This window comes from Pseudomonas sp. 3JA, from assembly GCF_036961705.1.
Lineage (GTDB): Bacteria > Pseudomonadota > Gammaproteobacteria > Pseudomonadales > Pseudomonadaceae > Aquipseudomonas > Aquipseudomonas fluorescens_Q.
The window spans coordinates 1-17,966 of record NZ_JBAMDJ010000067.1 but is presented as its reverse complement, the minus strand read 5'-3'; the positions used below and the strand labels follow the sequence as shown (position 1 = coordinate 17,966).

At 60.4% G+C, this 17,966-nt stretch carries 13 protein-coding genes; 4 read left to right on the top strand and 9 right to left on the bottom strand.

What is annotated here, in order from left to right:
• Positions 1 to 57 precede the first annotated feature (57 nt).
• The 3 genes from V7773_RS29355 to V7773_RS29345 all read right to left on the bottom strand — a co-directional run bounded on the left by V7773_RS29355 (position 58) and on the right by V7773_RS29345 (position 3,404).
• Positions 58 to 765, bottom strand: coding sequence for a FadR/GntR family transcriptional regulator (locus tag V7773_RS29355; protein ID WP_336076384.1), 708 nt, complete (start codon positions 763 to 765; stop codon positions 58 to 60).
• Positions 766 to 849: 84 nt separating this feature from the next.
• Entirely contained in the window at positions 850 to 2,376 is a 1,527-nt protein-coding gene (locus V7773_RS29350) for a UxaA family hydrolase (protein WP_336076383.1), read from the bottom strand.
• A gap of 17 nt (positions 2,377 to 2,393) precedes the next feature.
• Positions 2,394 to 3,404: a zinc-binding alcohol dehydrogenase family protein gene (locus V7773_RS29345; protein WP_336076382.1), complete on the bottom strand. Its 1,011-nt coding sequence runs from the start codon at positions 3,402 to 3,404 to the stop codon at positions 2,394 to 2,396.
• 479 nt (positions 3,405 to 3,883) lie between these two features.
• Here V7773_RS29345 and V7773_RS29340 point away from each other — a divergent pair, with 479 nt between their 5' ends.
• Both V7773_RS29340 and treA read left to right on the top strand, forming a co-directional pair.
• Positions 3,884 to 4,762, top strand: a complete 879-nt coding sequence (locus tag V7773_RS29340) for a hypothetical protein (RefSeq protein ID WP_336076381.1) — start codon at positions 3,884 to 3,886, stop codon at positions 4,760 to 4,762.
• An 84-nt stretch (positions 4,763 to 4,846) separates the two neighbouring features.
• Positions 4,847 to 6,475: an alpha,alpha-trehalase TreA gene (gene treA / locus V7773_RS29335; RefSeq protein ID WP_336076380.1), complete on the top strand. Its 1,629-nt coding sequence runs from the start codon at positions 4,847 to 4,849 to the stop codon at positions 6,473 to 6,475.
• Positions 6,476 to 6,565: 90 nt separating this feature from the next.
• On the opposite strand, the gene V7773_RS29330 is transcribed toward treA, so the two are convergent.
• Positions 6,566 to 7,519 (bottom strand): GGDEF domain-containing protein, encoded by a 954-nt coding sequence (locus V7773_RS29330; protein WP_336076379.1) that lies wholly within the window; start codon positions 7,517 to 7,519, stop codon positions 6,566 to 6,568.
• 3 nt (positions 7,520 to 7,522) lie between these two features.
• Positions 7,523 to 8,533, bottom strand: coding sequence for a response regulator (locus tag V7773_RS29325; RefSeq protein ID WP_336076378.1), 1,011 nt, complete (start codon positions 8,531 to 8,533; stop codon positions 7,523 to 7,525).
• Between the two features lie 353 nt (positions 8,534 to 8,886).
• Between V7773_RS29325 and V7773_RS29320 the strand changes: the two genes are divergently transcribed.
• Positions 8,887 to 11,259, top strand: a complete 2,373-nt coding sequence (locus V7773_RS29320) for a putative bifunctional diguanylate cyclase/phosphodiesterase (RefSeq protein WP_092142047.1) — start codon at positions 8,887 to 8,889, stop codon at positions 11,257 to 11,259.
• A 9-nt stretch (positions 11,260 to 11,268) separates the two neighbouring features.
• Here V7773_RS29320 and V7773_RS29315 read toward each other — a convergent pair whose 3' ends face one another.
• From V7773_RS29315 to V7773_RS29300, 4 genes are all read right to left on the bottom strand, one after another.
• A complete protein-coding gene (locus V7773_RS29315) occupies positions 11,269 to 11,706 on the bottom strand; it encodes a substrate-binding domain-containing protein (protein ID WP_063321661.1) in 438 nt (145 codons plus the stop codon).
• 11 nt (positions 11,707 to 11,717) lie between these two features.
• Positions 11,718 to 12,956, bottom strand: coding sequence for a porin (locus tag V7773_RS29310; protein WP_336076377.1), 1,239 nt, complete (start codon positions 12,954 to 12,956; stop codon positions 11,718 to 11,720).
• Positions 12,957 to 13,044: 88 nt separating this feature from the next.
• Entirely contained in the window at positions 13,045 to 14,907 is a 1,863-nt protein-coding gene (locus V7773_RS29305; RefSeq protein WP_336076376.1) for an ATP-binding protein, read from the bottom strand.
• Positions 14,908 to 15,297: 390 nt separating this feature from the next.
• Positions 15,298 to 17,001, bottom strand: coding sequence for an ABC transporter ATP-binding protein/permease (locus tag V7773_RS29300; protein WP_336076375.1), 1,704 nt, complete (start codon positions 16,999 to 17,001; stop codon positions 15,298 to 15,300).
• Positions 17,002 to 17,199: 198 nt separating this feature from the next.
• Between V7773_RS29300 and fhuF the strand changes: the two genes are divergently transcribed.
• On the top strand, positions 17,200 to 17,889 hold the full coding sequence (gene fhuF, locus V7773_RS29295; protein ID WP_336076374.1) for a siderophore-iron reductase FhuF: 690 nt from the start codon (positions 17,200 to 17,202) through the stop codon (positions 17,887 to 17,889).
• Positions 17,890 to 17,966 lie beyond the last annotated feature (77 nt).

Below are 17,966 nucleotides of genomic sequence, written 5' to 3'. Positions count from 1 at the left end.
AAAAAAGCTCCCCCTTCAGTTTTTACCGGACGCTAGTGACGCAGAGCGTGGGAACGATCAAGCCCCCTCCGGTTCCAGCGCTTGCAGCCAACGGTTCTCCGAACGGCTCAGATGCTGGCGCATCGAGGTTTGGGCGCCGAGCACATCCTTGCTGGCTACGGCGTGCAGGATCGCCTCATGCTCGACGACCGCAGCTTCCCACGTCAGGGCATTTTCCGAGTGTTTGCTCAGGTGGGCCGAAATCGGGTTGTGTCGTTCATCAAAGAGCGCAGTGATGATCCGGACCAGGGCGGAGTTGCCGCTCATCTTGGCCAGGCGCTGATGGAATCGACGATCATCCTCCAGCGGAGGCAGGCCATTGGCAATGCTTGCGCGCATGGCATCGATACATTCCTGCAGATAGCGGTAGTCGCTTTTCTTGCCGTGCAAGCACGCCAGGATCACCGACTCACCTTCGATCAAGGCGCGAGCCTGCATCAGTTCCGACGGGCTCTCGCCCAAGGTCATGCTCGGGTTTTTTCCGTCCTTGGGCTTGGCGCGCACGTACACGCCGGAGCCCATCTTGATCTCGATGTCACCGTCTATTTCCAAGGCAATCAGCGCCTCGCGAAGCGACGGCCTGGAAACCCCCAACAGTTGGGTCAAGTCCCGCTCGGGGGGAAGCCTGGAGCCTGCCTTGAAATCTCCCTGGGCGATGTAGCTGCGCAGTTGATCGGCGATTTTCTGGTACGGCTTTCGCTCGGCGGTGTTGATCGGTGAGACCATGGGGTGGCGTCCATCGGAGAGTCCGCAAAGGCTACCATAGGCGCTTGATGGTGTTCATTTATGTGGGAGCAATGACTCTGCCATTCACATCACCGCACCGATCTGCCAAGGCAGGAACTCGTTATCACCCAAGCCGTTTTCCTCACTGCGGGTGCGGTGTCCGGACGCCGTCTCCAGCATCAGTCGGAACAACCGCTCACCCGCCTGCGCCACCGACTCCTGCCCATCGACAATGCCCCCGGCGTTGAAATCCATATCCAGTTCCATGCGTTGGAACAGGCGAGTATGGGTGGCGATCTTCAAGGAGGGCGTGGGTTTGCAACCGTAGGTCGAGCCGCGGCCCGTGGTGAAGCAGATCAGATTCGCGCCCCCGGCCACTTGGCCGGTCGCGGACACCGGGTCATAGCCGGGCGTGTCCATGAACACGAGGCCTCGGGCATCGACCGTTTCAGCGTATTGGTAAACGTCCATCAGCCCGGTCGCACCGGCTTTCGCTACGGCGCCCAGGGACTTCTCCAGAATGGTGGTGATGCCCCCTGCCTTGTTGCCCGGCGAAGGGTTGTTGTTCATATCGCCGTCGTTGTGGCGCACGTAAGCTTCCCACCAGCGGATCCGCTCCATCAATTTTTCGGCGATTTCGGCAGACGCTGCGCGAGCCGTCAGCAAATGTTCGGCCCCATAGATTTCCGGCGTTTCCGAAAGAATCGCGGTGCCGCCATGCTGCACCAACAGGTCCACGGCCGCGCCGAGTGCCGGATTGGCCGTGATGCCCGAGTACCCATCCGAGCCGCCGCATTGCAAACCAACGCATAAGTGGCCGGCGGCAACGGTCGACCGTTGGTATTGGTTGATGACAGGCAACATCGCTTCAATATGGGCGATGCCACGGCGCACGGCTTCGCGAGTACCGCCTTCCTCCTGAATGATCAGGCTGGCCTTCAGCACAGCGCGGCGATCCCCCAGTTCATTCATCAACGGGGTCAGTTGGTTGACTTCGCACCCCAGGCCGATCAAGAGCACGCCGGCGAAGTTGGCGTGATCGGCATAGCCACGCAAGGTGCGTTTGAGAATGTCGATGCCTTCACCCTTGGCGCCCATGCCACAACCGCTGCCGTGGGTGATCGCCACGACGCCATCGACGTTGGGAAAGTCTTTCAGGCGTTCCAGGGAAAAGGCGTTGGCGATGTGTTTGCAGACGGTTGCCGAGCAGTTGACGCTGGAAATGACACCGATGTAGTTGCGGGTACCGACGCGCCCATCCTCACGAACGTAACCTTCGAACGTAGCGGGATCATTGCTCAACGAAGTGGGCACATAGATGTTCCGTACGCGGTGTTCGGCATTGGTGGCGGGCATGTCCAGGTTGTGCACGTGGACGTAGTCGCCGGGCTCGATGTCCCGCGTTGCCTGGCCAATGGTCTGGCCGTACTTGAGCACCCGTTGGCCGGCCAACACCGAGCGCAAGGCGATCTTGTGACCGGACGGAACCGGCTGCCGGGCGGTCAGGGTGATGCCGTCGGCACTCACGTGCTGACCTTCGGCGAGATCGCCCCGGGCCACTGCGACATCATCACCCGGTGCCAGCACCAGTAAAGAAGAAGGCGGGTTCATGCGGCGTTCTCCGATTCCTAGCACTCGATGATGGCTTTGACGACGCCCTGGCTGGGGTCGAGCAATGTGGAGAACGAATCGGCCACGTCGCCCAGCGTCAGTCGGTGGGTGTTCAGGGCCGCATCCGGAATCAATCCGTCGCGCAGGCATCGCTCGACGTGTCGGAAGTCTTCCTGGGTGGCGTTGCGGCTGCCCATCAGCGTGGCTTCACGCTTGTGGAATTCAGGGTCGGAGAAGGTGATGGAATCCCGCACCACCGAAATCATCACATAGGTACCGCCGTGGGCGATGAACTCGAACCCGCGTTCCATGGCCCGTGCGTTACCGGTGGCATCGAACACGACGTCGAAAAAATCACCCCCCGTCAGTTCAGCCAGGGTCTGCTTGTCGCCTTCGCCGATGTGCACTGCGGCGTGGATAGCCAAGTGTTGCTTGCAGAACGCAAGACGATCCTCACGGGTATCCAGAACGGTGACTTGCGCCCCACGCAGGCTGGCGAAGATTGCCGCGGCCATGCCGATCGGGCCGGTGCCGACCACTAGCGCGCGTTTATCCGCCTGGACATTTGAGCGTCGCACAGCGTGCGCGCCGATCGACAGAAACTCGATCATCGCCGCCTGATCAAGGGAAACACCCACAGCCTTGTGCACGAATTCGTGGGGAACGCTCAGGTACTCAGTGAACGCTCCATCGCAATGAACTCCCAGTACTTGAATGCGGGTGCAGCAGTTGGTCTTGCCCTGGCGGCAGGCGATACATGTCCCGCAGGAAAGGTAGGGCATCACATAGACAACATCACCGATGGCGAGGTCGCTGGCGCTGTCCGTCTCGTCGACAACCCCGGAGAACTCGTGGCCCATGACGCGCGGATATTCGAGGTACGGCTGATTGCCGGTGAAGATGTGCAGGTCGGTGCCGCAGACCCCGACGCGCTTGACCCGGATGAGGATCTCCCCCGGTTTCCTGGAGGGTTTTTCACGTTCGATGGCGGTTAGCGAGCCGGGTTCGTTGCAGATGACAGTCAGCATGTCGATGCTCCTTGGCTGGCGCGCAAGCATTGGCTTACCTGCGCTCGGGAGGAGGGTGTGAGCGCGCGGCTGCCGGGACCGAGGCTCTTTTTTGTTGTAGGCGGGCAGTGACCTGCACCGATGATCTGGGTTCGAAACTACACGCCAAGAAAAATATTGGCAAGACCAATTATTAAAAAACAAGATTGGACTGACCAATATGGCTTGTAACGCTGACCCGATTTCCCCACGAATGCATTGAGTGCATTTCAGTGACCGACAGGGTGGACGGCTGCTTGGGCCTGTCATGACCGAAATGCGGGTCGCCTTTGCTGGATCTACAACCGACGGGTTGCTTTTGGAAGGACTGGGGCTACTGTACTTAGGATCAACCTGCCGGCCCCGGGGCCGATTGATTCACCCAGCCAGCGCTCGGGTGCTGGGCCTGGTTCGTAGAGGCAACGTGATTTTCGTGTCCACCGCACAGCCAAGGAGGCGCCATGTCATTTCTTTACCATGTGACGAACAAGGCTAACCTGGCGAATATCAGCGCCGCCGGGCTGGCCCCCGCCGCCAAACGAAAGGCATCCGCGGCCCAGGCATTCGGTGCAACTCAAAAGAACCGGATTGAGATGCGCGAACACAATCGCCTTGCACGCTTCAAGATGCTCCTCAAGGACCTGGCGGTGGCAGGTTATTCACCGCGCACGATCCTTTTCAATGAGCGAGCGGCAACGGCGAGGGTGCAGATCGCTTTTTCCAACAAGGATTTTGCCGTCGTAGACGATATTCCCTATGTCGAGCAGGTCGGTGTCTATCCGCCCATTCCCGCAAAAAAAGGCGTTGTTGCGGCCGACGCGGACCTCAAAGAGATTCTGGCAAGGTACGTCGAGAAGCTGCGCAGCGTCTCGGCACCGTTGGACGAGGACTTGTTCGACGAGCGACAGGCCAAGGCCCATAGGGCGAAGAATTCCTTTTACGGCAAAGCAGTCCAAGAGATCGATAGGCTGGATCTGTCGTTTCACCACCAGCATTTTCTCAGCGAACTGGCCTATGCCTATGAGGAGCTGGTGGCCGACGACGAACAGGAAGTCACCCGTCACCGCGTATACCTGTTCCCTGAGAAGCATCTCAAGAGTCAGTACAGCACTTACGCCAAGCATATCGTCAGTGGTCAGTACGAGAACCTGGCGATATTGCGGGTGGATTCGGCGAATGTTGCCAATCCGATGTTCGATGCGGCGCAGGGCAACGGCGCGACAACGAAAGAAATCATCCAGGCCATCCACATCAACTATGTGGTCGGTATTCCCTTGGCCTCGGTGCAGGATGGCAGTGTCTTCAACGGACAATGGAATGAGTTGAGTCAATACGAGTGAGGCTATCGAATATTTTTTACTGAACCCAGGTCTATCCGGTCATGTCACTCGTTTGTCAGGAACGACAAGATGATGGAGCAGCCGATGCGACCTCTGTACTTCACCAGCCTTTCCTTTGCCGCGCTGCTGTGCGTCGCGTGTTCAAGCCAGCCGCCTGCGACATGGAGCTATGCAGACGCTCAAGGACGGGCCAATCTCCCTCCCGACCAAACCTACCCCGAACTCTTTGAAGCGGTGCAACGCGAGCAGGTGTTCACGGACCAGAAGCATTTCGTGGACGCACTGCCCAACCGTGATCCGGCGCAGATCCGCGCCGATTACCTGGACCGACGCAACCGTAATGGCTTCGATATCAAGGCTTTCGTGAAAGACAATTTCATCGAATCCGGCGAAGTCGAAAGCCCGGCTCCCAAGCCCGGCGCTCCGATCAAGGAACATATCGACAGTCTTTGGCCGGTACTGAGTCGATCCTACCGCCAGGTGCCGGCCTACAGCAGTTTGTTGCCCTTGCCGCAGCCCTATGTAGTGCCCGGCGGACGCTTTCGCGAGATGTATTACTGGGATTCGTATTTCACTATGTTGGGACTTGAGCAGAGCGGTGATGAGGCCCAGGTCCGGCAGATGACCGACAACTTTGCCTACATGATCGACACCTACGGCCACATTCCCAACGGCAATCGCAGCTACTACTTGAGCCGGTCGCAGCCTCCATTCTTCGCTTACATGGTGGAGTTGCAGGCGCGTATCGAAGGTGACCAGGCCTATGGACGATACCTGCCGCAGTTGCAGAAGGAGTATGCCTATTGGATGGCGGGCGCCCAGTCACTCAAGCCCGGTTCGGCCGCGCGACACGTGGTCAAACTCGCCGATGGCAGTGTGCTCAACCGCTATTGGGATGCCAGCCCGACGCCTCGACAGGAGTCCTGGTTACAAGATGTCAGCACCGCCGAGCGAGCGCCGGACCGGCCCAAGGAAGAGGTCTGGCGTGACCTGCGCGCCGGCGCTGAAAGCGGTTGGGACTTCAGCTCGCGCTGGTTGGACGACGGCCAGAACCTGGCGAGCATACGCACCACGGCCATCGTGCCCGTGGACCTCAACAGCCTGATTTATCATCTCGAAAACACCATCGCCAAAGCTTGCGAGACGGTGCAGAACATCCCCTGTGTCCAGGCTTACGGCCGGCGCGCCGAGCTGCGCCAGCGTGCCATCGAGAAGCATTTGTGGAATGCCGACAAAGGTTTCTACGTGGACTACGACTGGCAACGCAACCAGCCACGCCAGCAGCTCACGGCCGCGACGCTTTTCCCGCTGTATACGGGGCTGGCGTCTGTCGAGCATGCCAATCGCACCGCCGATGCGGTACGTGACGGCCTGTTGCGCCCCGGCGGCATCGCCACCACCCAGGTCAGTAATGGCCAGCAGTGGGACGAACCCAATGGCTGGGCACCGTTGCAATGGGTCGCGGTGGAGGGGCTGGACCGATACCGGCAAACCGCCCTGGCGCAGCAAATTGGCAGCCGCTTCCTGCAGCAGGTCGAGGACCTTTACCGCAAGGAAAACAAGCTGGTGGAGAAATACGATCTGTCCGGGCGCGGTGACGGCGGGGGAGGCGGTGAATATGAACTGCAGGACGGCTTCGGCTGGACAAATGGGGTGACGCTCAAACTGCTGGGTAAATATGGCGCGACTTCCCCAACCCTAGTGGGTAAGTGATCGCCGTACACCTCCCTGTGGGAGCGAGCTCCCACAGGGAGGTGTGGTTGGCATCAAGTGTCACGATCACTCGGAAAAAATGTGGGATGTCTATTCATGCACCGTCACCCGATTGCGTCCGGTCTTCTTCGACGTATACAGCGCCTGGTCCGCCCTGGCGATCAGGTCGGCGTGGTCGTTCGAGGGCTGGCTCAGGTCGGCCACGCCCAGGCTGATGGTGAAACGGATGATCTGGTCGTTGTACACCACCTCCAGCGCCTCCACTGAGTGCCGCATGCGTTCGGCGAACGCGTGTGCGCCGCTGCTGTCGGTATCCGAAAGCACCACGCCAAACTCTTCACCGCCATATCGCCCGACCACATCGGAGTCGCGCGCATGTTCGCGCAACAGCCTGGCGACTTGCTCGATGACCTTGTCGCCGGCCTGGTGGCCGTAGGTGTCGTTGACCCGCTTGAAGTGATCGATATCGAGCATCACCAGGCTCAACGCATGGCCGTAGCGCTGGTGCCGGGCATAGGCGGCTTTCAGGTTGCTTTCCCAATGACCGCGGTTGTACAGCCCCGTCAGCCGATCGGTGCTGGAGAGTAGCTGCAGCTGCGCGTTGGCGGCCTGGAGCTGATGCCGGTTGGTGGCGACGTCGGTGACGTCATAGATCACCAGGCAGATGTGCTTGATGGTGTTGTCAGGCGAGCGCAGCGGCAGCAGCGTGGTGTTCTGGTACATGAACGCTTCCTGGCCGGTGATCGGCTGGTAGCTCTTGAACCGAATCAGGTACGGGCGCTGCTCCCAGACCGTGAACGCTGGCGTGCCCAGGGTCGCGACACTTTCCACCTTGCGGCTGAACCATTGGCGATCGATTTCAGGGAACAGGCTGAAAAAATGCTGATTGTGGGCATCCTTGGGCTGCACCCCCGAGCGGTTCTCCATGAAGGTGTTCCAGACCTGCACACGGTACTCTCGGTCGAGCACCACGACACCGACGTCGATGCTCTGAACGATGGCCAGCAACCAGTGAAACTCGTTCAGATCGATGGAATCGTTCATGGCTCAGCTCATCAGATAGGCGAGTTTGTGGGTCAACCGTTCGATGGAGTCTTCCGTGAACAGCAGCAACAGATCGAAGCGAATATCGTGCCCTTCCAGGCTGTAGCTGATTTCCACTGCCAGGGTCTTTTTCCAGTGCTTGCGGTTGCCCTGGATCAGTTCCTCGATGGCCGCGTGCTGGCCGAGAATCTGCGGATGGCCCTGGGAAAACACCACATCGATCTGTTCGGCAATGCTGCTGAGACACGCGCCGATCAAGACGCTGGAAAGGTCCAGCAACATTTCCAGGTCCGAATAATCGGCGCTCTCGCGCTGCATCAATTGCGCGATGTCGGCGATTTCCGAGTCATGGAATATCAGCAGGGCCTCACCGGCGATGCCGCTGCCGATGAAACCTTGGCAGATGGCCGTGAGTTGCTGGGAGCTGCCGACGTCGTTGAGCGCCATATGCAGTTCCCCGACCTCGAGGATGTTCACGTTCGGCACCGGCAACTGCACAAAGACCCCCAATACCTTGGCGATCAGGGCCGCCGCCCGGCCTATGGCCACGTTGACCGTCTCGCGGAACACATCGTGAAAACCGATGGCCGTGTTCGTGGCCGAACGATTCTGCAACGGCACCTGGTCGGATCGGGTCAGTAGCCCCACCCGGGTGAGGGTCTGGCGCAGTTCGTTTTCGTCGAAAGGCTTTTTCAGGAACGCCAGCGCGCCCAGCTCAAGCACGCGGCGCACCGCCTCGTCCTGGACGTCACCGGAAATCACGATGACTTGCGCCTTCAAGCCCTCTGCGCGCAATGCGCTCAACACCTGGTAGCCATCCATCTCCGGCATGGTCAGGTCGAGCAGCACCACTTGCCCCAGGCCTTGGCGTATGGCGTCCATCGCCTGGCACCCGTTGACCGCCTCGGTGACCGAAACCGGCCAGTCTGCAGGCAGCGCGCGCAACACCTGTTTGCGCGCCATGTTGGAGTCGTCACACACAACCAGGGGAATCAACGGCACAGGGGCATCCATTGGCGTTCAACGGCAGGGTAGGTCCTACGTACATCATTCATAGGCTGGCAGGGGCCCTTGATTAACGAACAGGATTTATCGGGCATTGCGTCCTGCATGAAAGACTTGCAGGGCACTGTTGTATTAAAAACTGGACCAATAAGTCAGGGGAGTCAACTGCACTTCGTCATTACAACCAGTGCAAAGCCACGGTCGGTGTGCCGATTGGCATTGGCAGGCACAGTTTGTGGTCTATAGTTTTGTGCAGGTCCGGAATCCTTCAGTGCCGGCGGCCAGGAACCATGGACGCCTCGCAGCATTGCCGCGTCGGATATCCGCAGGCCGTCAGCAGTGAACAATGCAGGGAGCACACCATGGCGATCCAGCGGGCGAGTGTACTGACGTCGGCCCAGGATGTTGCCCCTCGTGAAAACCCCTTGTCCGATGCGACGGGCGATCTGTTTCGGCGCCGCTTCGATCAGGTCAAGGAAGCCTACATTCTGTTCCCGCTGTTGGCGGCTCTCCTGTTGTCGGTCATCTGGGCGGGCACCCTGTACCTGATCAAGGTCGAACAGACCCGCGCGCAGCGGGGCATCGCCGAGGCGAGCCTGGAAATCGGCGCCACCTACGAAGCGCAGATCCTACGGGCCGTGCGTGAAATCGACCAGACCCTCAAACTCGTCAAGTACACCTACGAGTCCGAGCGCGAGACAAACCCGCTGCCCAAGCTCAAGGCACGCGCCTTGCTGCCTTCACCTTATTTATTTGATGTCAGCGTGGTGGATGCCAGGGGGCTGGTCGTGGCCAGTACCCAATCGAGTGAGGTCGGAAACCAGATTGCCAAGGATGAGCTGCAAACGGTGGGGCGTGACACTGCACTGTCGATCAGCCGCCCGTGGAAAAGCCCGGCGACGGGGGAGTGGAAGCTACGTTTCAGCCGGCGGCTCGACACGGGGGATGGCGCATTCGCCGGGATCGCCATGGTTGAAGTCGATGCGGCTTATTTCGTCAGCAGTTATGACACCTCGAAGCTTGGCAATCAGGGCTTGCTCGGCCTGCTGGGCATCGACGGCGTCTTTCGGGCACGGCGTAGTGGGGAAGCGATATCGGCCGGCAATGAGGTCGATTACGCCGCCGTGGTGCCGGACACCGAAAACACTGACGCCGTACGCTTGATCAACGGGACGGACGGCGTGCGGCGCTACACCAGCGCCCGTCAGCTCTACGATTTTCCGCTGGCGGTGATCGTCGGGTTGTCCGAAGAAGAACAACTGGCCACAGTGACGCGGCAAGCGCACACCTACCTCTGGCGCACGGCCGGCGGCAGCCTGTTGCTGGTGTTGTTGGCGGGGCTGCTCGCCCGGATGAGCTGGCAACTGGTGCAAAGCCGTCTGCGCGCAGGCGAAGCGAAAATTGCCTACGCCGAAAATGTCGAGTATCTGGCTTATCACGACGGCCTTACGGCGTTGCCCAATCGCAGTCTGTTCAGCAAGCTGTTGAGCCAGAGCATCGGTGAGGCAAGTCGTTATCATCGGCAACTGGCGGTGCTGTTCCTTGACCTCGACCGCTTCAAACAAGTCAACGATACGCTTGGGCACGATGCCGGCGATCAATTGCTCAAGGAGGTGGCGCTGCGACTCAAGGCGTGTCTGCGCAGCAGCGATACGGTGGCTCGATTGGGCGGCGACGAGTTCGTGATCCTGCTGCCAGAGCTGTCCGATGACAAGGACGTGGCAACCACTGCCCAGAAAATCCTTGGGGCCATTGCCCGGCCTTTCAACCTCCAGGGTCAGGAGTTCCGGGTGACCGCCAGCGTCGGCATCAGCGTTTTCCCACAGGATGGCCTGGACGAGCAGACCCTCAAGAAAAACGCCGATATCGCGATGTACCAGGCCAAGCAGTGCGGCAAGAACAATTTCCAGTTCTACTCCGCGAAGCTGAACGCGGACTCACTGGAACGGATGACGCTGGAGCTGAGCTTGCGCCACGCCCTGGAGCGCCACGAGTTCCAGCTTCACTACCAGGCCAAGCGAGATATTGGCAGTGGCCGCATTACCGGCATGGAAGCGCTGCTGCGCTGGAATCACCCGGACCTGGGTATCGTGGCACCGATGCAATTCATCCCGGTAGCGGAAGAGACCGGTTTGATCGTGCCGATCGGCAAGTGGGTGCTCAAGACCGCCTGCCAGCAAAACGTGGCCTGGCAGCAACAGGGATTACCATGCCTGGGGGTCGCCGTGAATCTCACGGCACGGCAGTTTGCCGATGAGAACCTGCTCACGGACCTGGCTGAGATATTGGCCGAAACCGGTATGGATGCACGTCTGCTGGAGCTGGAGATCGCCGAGAGCCTGCTCATGCAGGACGTCAAGAGAGCGTTGAACGTGTTGACCGGGCTCAAGCGCCTGCAGGTCCGCATCGCCATCGATGATTTCGGCATTGGCTATTCTTCGCTCTCTGCCCTCGAACAGTTTCCGCTGGATGTCATCAAGATCGACCGCTCGTGTATCTGCGATACCAGCAGCGTGTCGGAAGACAAAGCCCTGACCGAGGCCATTATTGCCATGGGCCGGACCCTCAGCCTGACCGTGGTGGCCCAGGGCGTGGAAACCAAGGCGCAGGCCGATTTCCTGCGCGACAATGCCTGCGACGAATTCCAGGGGTTCTACTTCAACAAACCGGTGCCCGCCGATCAGTTCAAGGTGTTGCTGCAAGCCCAGGCGGCTGGCACGGATCTCGATACCTGAGGCCCGCGCTTATTGCGGGTCAAGCGGCAGTGCCCTGACGCTGCCGTCTACCTCCTGAGCATCGATATAGCCAATGGTGCCGGGGTTCTCTGCAACACGCTTCTTGACCTCCGCACTGCTTGAAACAGCCTGGGGCGGTTGGCCTCTGCCGGTAAAGATGATTTTCGACCAGTGCGCCTTGAGCTGGGAGGCGGACTTGCTTGTGAACGTTGTGTAGAACTCGTCGCGGGTCGGCGAATCTTCCGTCAGGTCAATGGGCGTTGCCTGTCCTCCGTCGGGGAAACGACTGGTCTTGCCGAGGAATATATCCGCCACCTGATTGCGCGCGAGCGTCTTCACCGGGCTGGACGCGGCGACGACCACCACCACCTCGGCCTTGACGGCAGCGCTGGCGGCGCACAGGGCGAGCCCCGCCATGGCGAATCCGATGAGTCTCACAACCCACATGGCCTGCTCCATCAGAAGACAAAATCAACAGCCAGGCTGATGACGTTGAGCGAACCCCCCGACGTGAAGTCCGGTTGGGGGTTGATCAACGGACCGACCGAGTTGCCCTTGAAACGTGTGTGATCGAATTGCACTTTGGCGTCCATGTTCTTGGTGAAGTCCCAGCGCACACCCAAGGAAAGGGTCTGCTGGCCTTCGTTTGAGCCCAGGATGCTGTTGAGCGCACCGTTGAGTTCGGCGGCCGTGCCCGCCAGGGCCGGCGGCAAGGCCGATAGCGTCAGGCCCGGGCTGGAGACTTCTGTTTCGGTTCTGGAGCGCGCGTAGGTGACATAGGGGGTGAACGCTGCGATGCGGTACCCGCCGCTGATGTACCAGGCGCTGGTCCTGCCCAGGCCGGAACGGCTGCCCAGACGCCCCCATTCACTCATGACGAACCAGTTGCCCGGATCGTAGCTGGCACCCAAGCCGATAAAGTCGACGGGGGTGTCATCGGAATCGTAGCGATCGGCGATGGCGACGCCTTCCGGACCGAACGCCCTGAAGGTATCGAAGAGTGAATTGAACGGCTCCAGGGTCAGGTCGGCCTTCATGTAGGTGATGCGTGTGGTGAGGACGCCAAGCTCGGTGGTGTTGGTGACCCCCCAGAGATTTCTCGTCAGCGCCTTGCCGGTCCCGTCGGAGTCGCGGCTGTCGGTCTGGCCGTAGTGGGCGTGCACTGTGTTGGTGATTTCATCGACTCGAAACCGGTAGCTGCCATCGATACCGTCGCTGCTGGAAATCGGCATCAGGCTGTAGACCTCCATGGGCGCTCGCACCCAATGCAGGGTATAGCCCACTTTGCGGGTGTCGGAGACCAGGAACGACGGCAACACGGTACGGCCAATGCGTGCGTTGAAGTCCGGCGTGAACTGGTACTTGATGTTGGCCCACTCGACAAAGGGTCGGTAACTGTTGTCGTAGCGCTGCTCGGAAATGACCTGCACCACAGCTGACAGCTGCGGGGTGAATGTGGCGGTCAGCTGGGCACCGATCAGGCTGTCGACGTCGGCGCTCCAGTTGCGCGAATGCCCCGCGCCGTTGGGCTTGAAGATACTGGACGTGAAGTCGGCTTTTTTCTCGCTGGAGTGAACGATCCCCACCGTGCCGAAGCTGCTCAACGAGAACATCGACGTATCGGCTGTATCGGCGCTGGAGCCGCCGGCATACAGCGTCATGACGGCCAGGGCCAGTGTATTGGGTCTTGTCGCCATAGGGTCAACGTGACCTCGTTGCATGGAGCGCCATTCGTCTGTTCCTTGTAACGTTGGCTGAAACTGCGTGAAACCACCGAAGCGTAGCCTAGATCGCCAATTTGAGCGTAAAGGTCGCCCCTGTTCCCGGGCCATCGCTGTGGGCTTCCAATGAACCGCCCATCTCCATGGCCGCCAGGACGCAGCTGTGCAGGCCAAAACCATGACCGTCCTTGCGCGTGGTAAAGCCATGGGCAAAGATTCGCGTCAGGTTCTCGGGCGCGATGCCTTCGCCATTGTCGATGACCTTGATCACCAGGGTGTCTCCTTGGTGCATTTCACTTTGAAGGATGATTTGGTGAGCAAGCTCCGGCTTGTCATCCATCGCCCTGCTGGCGTTTTTTATCAAGTTGACCAGGATCAGCAGCACCCGGTGTTTGTCCAACAGCAGCAAGGGCGTTTCGGCAAAGTTTCGTACCACGGTTATCTGGCGCGCCGCGATGATGCCGGCGTTCATGCGCAAGGCATCCTCGATCAGTTCCCTTATCTGCACGGTTTCGGCAATGGTAGAGGTGCCCGCATACGATTGCTGGGCGGAAACGATTTCCTTGATGTGGTCAACGCTTTTAGTCAGCTGGCCAAGTTCCTCGGCCATGCTCTGTTGCTCGATCGCAAGCGCGTCTACCAGTTGGTTCAGGTAGCCGGGCAGCAGCTTGCCTTTTTCGTCGTGGGAGATGAAGTCGCCGAGGTCCTCGGCATGCTCGTTCATCATTTGCACCGCTTTGCCGAGCCCCAAGGCCTTGCTGGTTCGCAGCTTGCGGGTGACCAGGTCGGCGGAGATATTCACGCTGTTGAGCACATTGCCGACGTTGTGCAAGACGTTGGTGGCGATTTCGGCCATGCCGGCCTGACGGGCAGCCGCGGCCAGTTGCGTCTGGGCTTCGGCGGCGCGCAAACGGCTCTGCGCCAGTTGCCAGCTCATCCGGGCGAGCAGGCTCACCAACAACACCAGCACCAGGCTGCCGCCTGCGGCGCGCCAGAGATAGGTGCGCGCTTGCTGGTTCACCGCGGCCAGTTGCTCTTGCTCGGACAAGCCCACAATCACCGCCAACGGAAAGTCGTAGAGCTGGCGGGCACTGGTGTAGCGTCGCACCCCGTCCCATCCGTTGACCGAGAGCACGGTCTCGGTGTTTTCGGCATCCGGCACCACGGCGCTGTAATTGACCGTATCGCCGGCCAGTACCGTTTCCCCGGTGCGCCGTACGCGGAAGATGCCGTCGGTGCCAAGGAGCCCGAGCGCACCCTGGTCGCCGAGTTTCGAGGCGTCGTAGCTGCTGACAAAATAGGCCGCATCGACCTCGACCCTGGCGATCCCGGAAAGCCTGCCATCCTTCGCGTCGAGTCGCCGGCTGAAACGCAGGCGCCATTCTCCGGTGACAGGGCTTTTCCACGGGTGGCTGATGGACAGTGAGTCGCTATGGCGCAGCGTTTGCTGCTCATCCGGGTCGGCGATATTTTCCCGCTCGTTGACCCGCGTGCTTGCCACGAGCCTGCCGTCCGGGCTGACCACACTGACGTCGAACACCAAGGCCGGCGGCAACAAGGCCCGTTCCTGGAGACGGCGCAAGGGATTAGGCTCACCTTCAGCTTCGTAGGTGTACTTGACCAGTTTGAGGGTTTGATCGATTTCGTGAATGGCGCGCAACATTTGCGCTTCGTAGGTGGCGCCCATCTCCAGGCTTGCCGTCGCGGCGCTCTGCTGCGCGCGGGCATGTTCAACCTTGATCAGGTACAGGGTCGCGGTCCAGATGGCCAGCAACAGCAACGCGGCCAGCATCGGAAACAGAATGTAGGCTTCCTTGGCCTGATCGATGCCAAACCGAAATACGCCGGCCTCGGTATCGCCATCAATCTCTGCATGATGGGCAGGGCCAGGGGCCAACCTCAGTGTCTCAGGCCGCTGGTTCGGCATAGTGTGCTCCCTGCATTATTCACAACCGAAGGCTGGTGGGCATCGGGCATGGTTACGGCTCGAGGGGGGTTGCTCCTATGGCCCGAGCGAAACTCTGGATCTGTCAGGAACTATAGACCACAAACTCTGCATGCCAATGGGCGAGCAGGGATGTTGTGCCACACAGGTCGTTTACGCTTTTCAGAGATCTGTCCACGGAGCAAGGGACACACCTCGACCCGGTGGCGAGGGAGCTTGCTCCCGCTGGGCTGCGCAGCAGCCCCATAGCTGGCCACGAAGGTGTATCAGGAAGCTGTCATCAGCTTCATGGGGGGCGCTTCGCACCCCAGCGGGAGCACCTCGCCACAGGAGCGCTTTGCATGCGCTATTGCGTAGGCGCGGAATGCGGGCTCATACCGCTTGCCTGACCTTGCGATGCACCCACTGCGCCTCGTCCCGCAACTCAAGGACTTGCCAATGGAAGTGCTCCAGGGAGGTGCTGTGCCCGACACTGATCAGGATCGTGTCCGGCAGCGTTTGCTTGAGCAGTTGATAGCAGCGCGCTTCGTTTGCCGCATCTAGCGCCGAGCTGCTCTCGTCGAGAAACAGCACCGTAGGGCGGCTCAGCAGGGCCCTGACGAATGCGCAGCGTTGCTGTTCGCCGACGCTGAGAGTCTGTGTCCAGTCCCGTTCCTGCTCCAACTGATCGGCCAGGTGTTGCAGGCCGACTTGTTCCATGATCTGGCGCAGTGCCGCATCTTCTTCGCGGCGGGGCAGTTTGGGGTACCAAAGCGCCTCGCGCAGGCTGCCCAACGGCAGATAGGGTTTTTGCGAAAGTGTCAGGGCACGTTCACGGTCATAACAACTTGAACCGCGAGCGTGATGCCAAAGCCCGGTAATCGTGCGGATCAGCGTCGATTTGCCGTAGCCGGACGGCGCGCTGATCATCAGGCTGTCGCCGGGCTTGAGGGAAAGGTTGAAGCCTTTGAACAACGGTCGGCCGTTCGGCAGCCAGATGTCCAGGTCCTTGATGTCGAGACCGATGGCCTGTTGCTCGTGCCTGACCTGGGACTTGACCTCGACGTTATCCAGGCGCTCCTGGAAGCCGGCCAGCCGGTCGATCACCGACTTCCATTCCGACAGTTCCGGGAACACGCTCACCAGGTAGGCGATGGCCGCGTGCACTTCACCGAATGCCGCGCTTATCTGGGTCAGGCGACCGAGGGGAAAGGCGCCGGCAAAGAACTGTGGCGCCATGATGAACATCGGGATGACCGTCGCGCTGCGCAAGTAGAAGGTCGAGTAGCCCATGATCAGCTTCTGCTTCTTCACCAGCGCCCAGAAGTTCTCCAGCGCCGCCTCCAGGCGATGGTTGAAGCGTTCGTTCTCCACGACCTCGCCCCGGTATTGCGCCACAGAATCAGCATTCTCCCGCAGGCGGATGAGCGAGAAACGAAAATCCGCCTCACGCCGCTGTTGCATGAAATTGAGGCTGGGCAGCGCGCGGCCCAGCCAGAAGGCAAGGCCGGTGCCCGCCAGCGCATACACCAGGGCGACCCACACCAGCAGCCCCGGAATGACCACCGATTGGTCGTTGAACGGCACGCTGACGAGGCTGGAGGCCTGCCAGAGGATATGCAGGAAGGAAAACAGCGACACCACCGACGTCAACAAGCCCAGACTCAACTTGAGCGACTTGACGATAAACAGGTCGATGTCCTCGGCGATCCGCTGATCGGGGTTGTCGACGTCGGTCTCGGTCAGCTTCAGTTTCTGGTAGCGCTGGTTGCCCAGCCATTGATCGAGCATGTTGCGGGTCGCCCAGCGCCGCCAGCGGATGGTCAGCTTCTGCTGGAAGTGGAATGCGCCTACGGTAAAGGCGGCCATGCCGATCTGCAGCAGGATGAATTGCAGGCTGCCTACCAGGAAGCCGTGGTAGTCCAGGGCCTGCAAGGCGTTATAGAAATGCAGGTTCCAGAAATTGGTGAGGATATTGACGCCGACCAGGCACAGGGTCATCAGCACGGTGGCCAACAGCAGCAACAGGGCCGGGTACTTTTCCTCGGAGGCCCAGAAAGGCCGCGCGAGACGCCAGAAATTGCGAAGTGTGTGCATGTGGTATTGGTAAGCCTGGTCGCTAACGACGTTGAGTTTGCAGGGGCGGGAGGATAGGATCAGCCAATGCTAATCGTTTGCATTAATTAGGGAAAGCACGGGAGCCCCGTTATCGAATTTCCAGAATGGCTTAACCAGGCCTGGCCGCCGATACAGCGGGTTATCCGGCAGGCACCTGGCGACCAGCCTGCCATCGCGTTGAGCCAGCTTGCCGACCCTGCCGTACTGCAACCCTTGCTGAGCCGGTTTGCCCTGCGTTATCCAGGGGTGAACCGCGCCGCGGTGGTTTCGCAGTGGTCGATGAATTACATGAGCATTGCCCTGCCGGCCACCCTGGCCTGCGTGCTGACGCGTCACAGCGCCGTCGAGTTCTGGGGCGGGGACGCGCTGCTGCTGCACGACGACGGTCAACCTGCGGCGCTGGGCCTGGCCACCGGGCTGTCGGCTTTGGGCGCGGATGATCGTGCCGAGTACTGGTCGCGATTGATCCACGAGCACCTGGCGCCGATGTTCAGCACCTTGGCCGCCGCCGGTGGCCTGGCTCCGAAGATCTTGTGGGGCAACTTCGTCGCCATCTGGGACGGCGCCTTCGCCAGGATGGACCCCGACCTGTCCAGGGACGGCTTCGCCGAGGCGCACCAGTGGCTGGAGCAGGTCACGGTGAACAACGGCCGCTTGAAGCTGCGAGGCCTGCAACGCATGGTCGAATCACCGGCGCCGCAGATTTGCCCGTGCTTGCCCCTGCGACGGCATTGCTGCCTGCATTACCAGTTGCATGAGCCGGTCGAAGGCCAACCGCCAGTGCTCTGTGAATCCTGTCCCAAGCTGCACCGCCTGCCGGTGGCAGAGCAGGTGAGCTATCTGCATTACATCTATGAGGAAGGTTGAGCGCGGGTAGGGCTTTTTCTGGCTCAGCCAGTCCCTGTGGGAGCTTGCTCCCGCTGGGGCTCGCAGCGGCCCTGGAG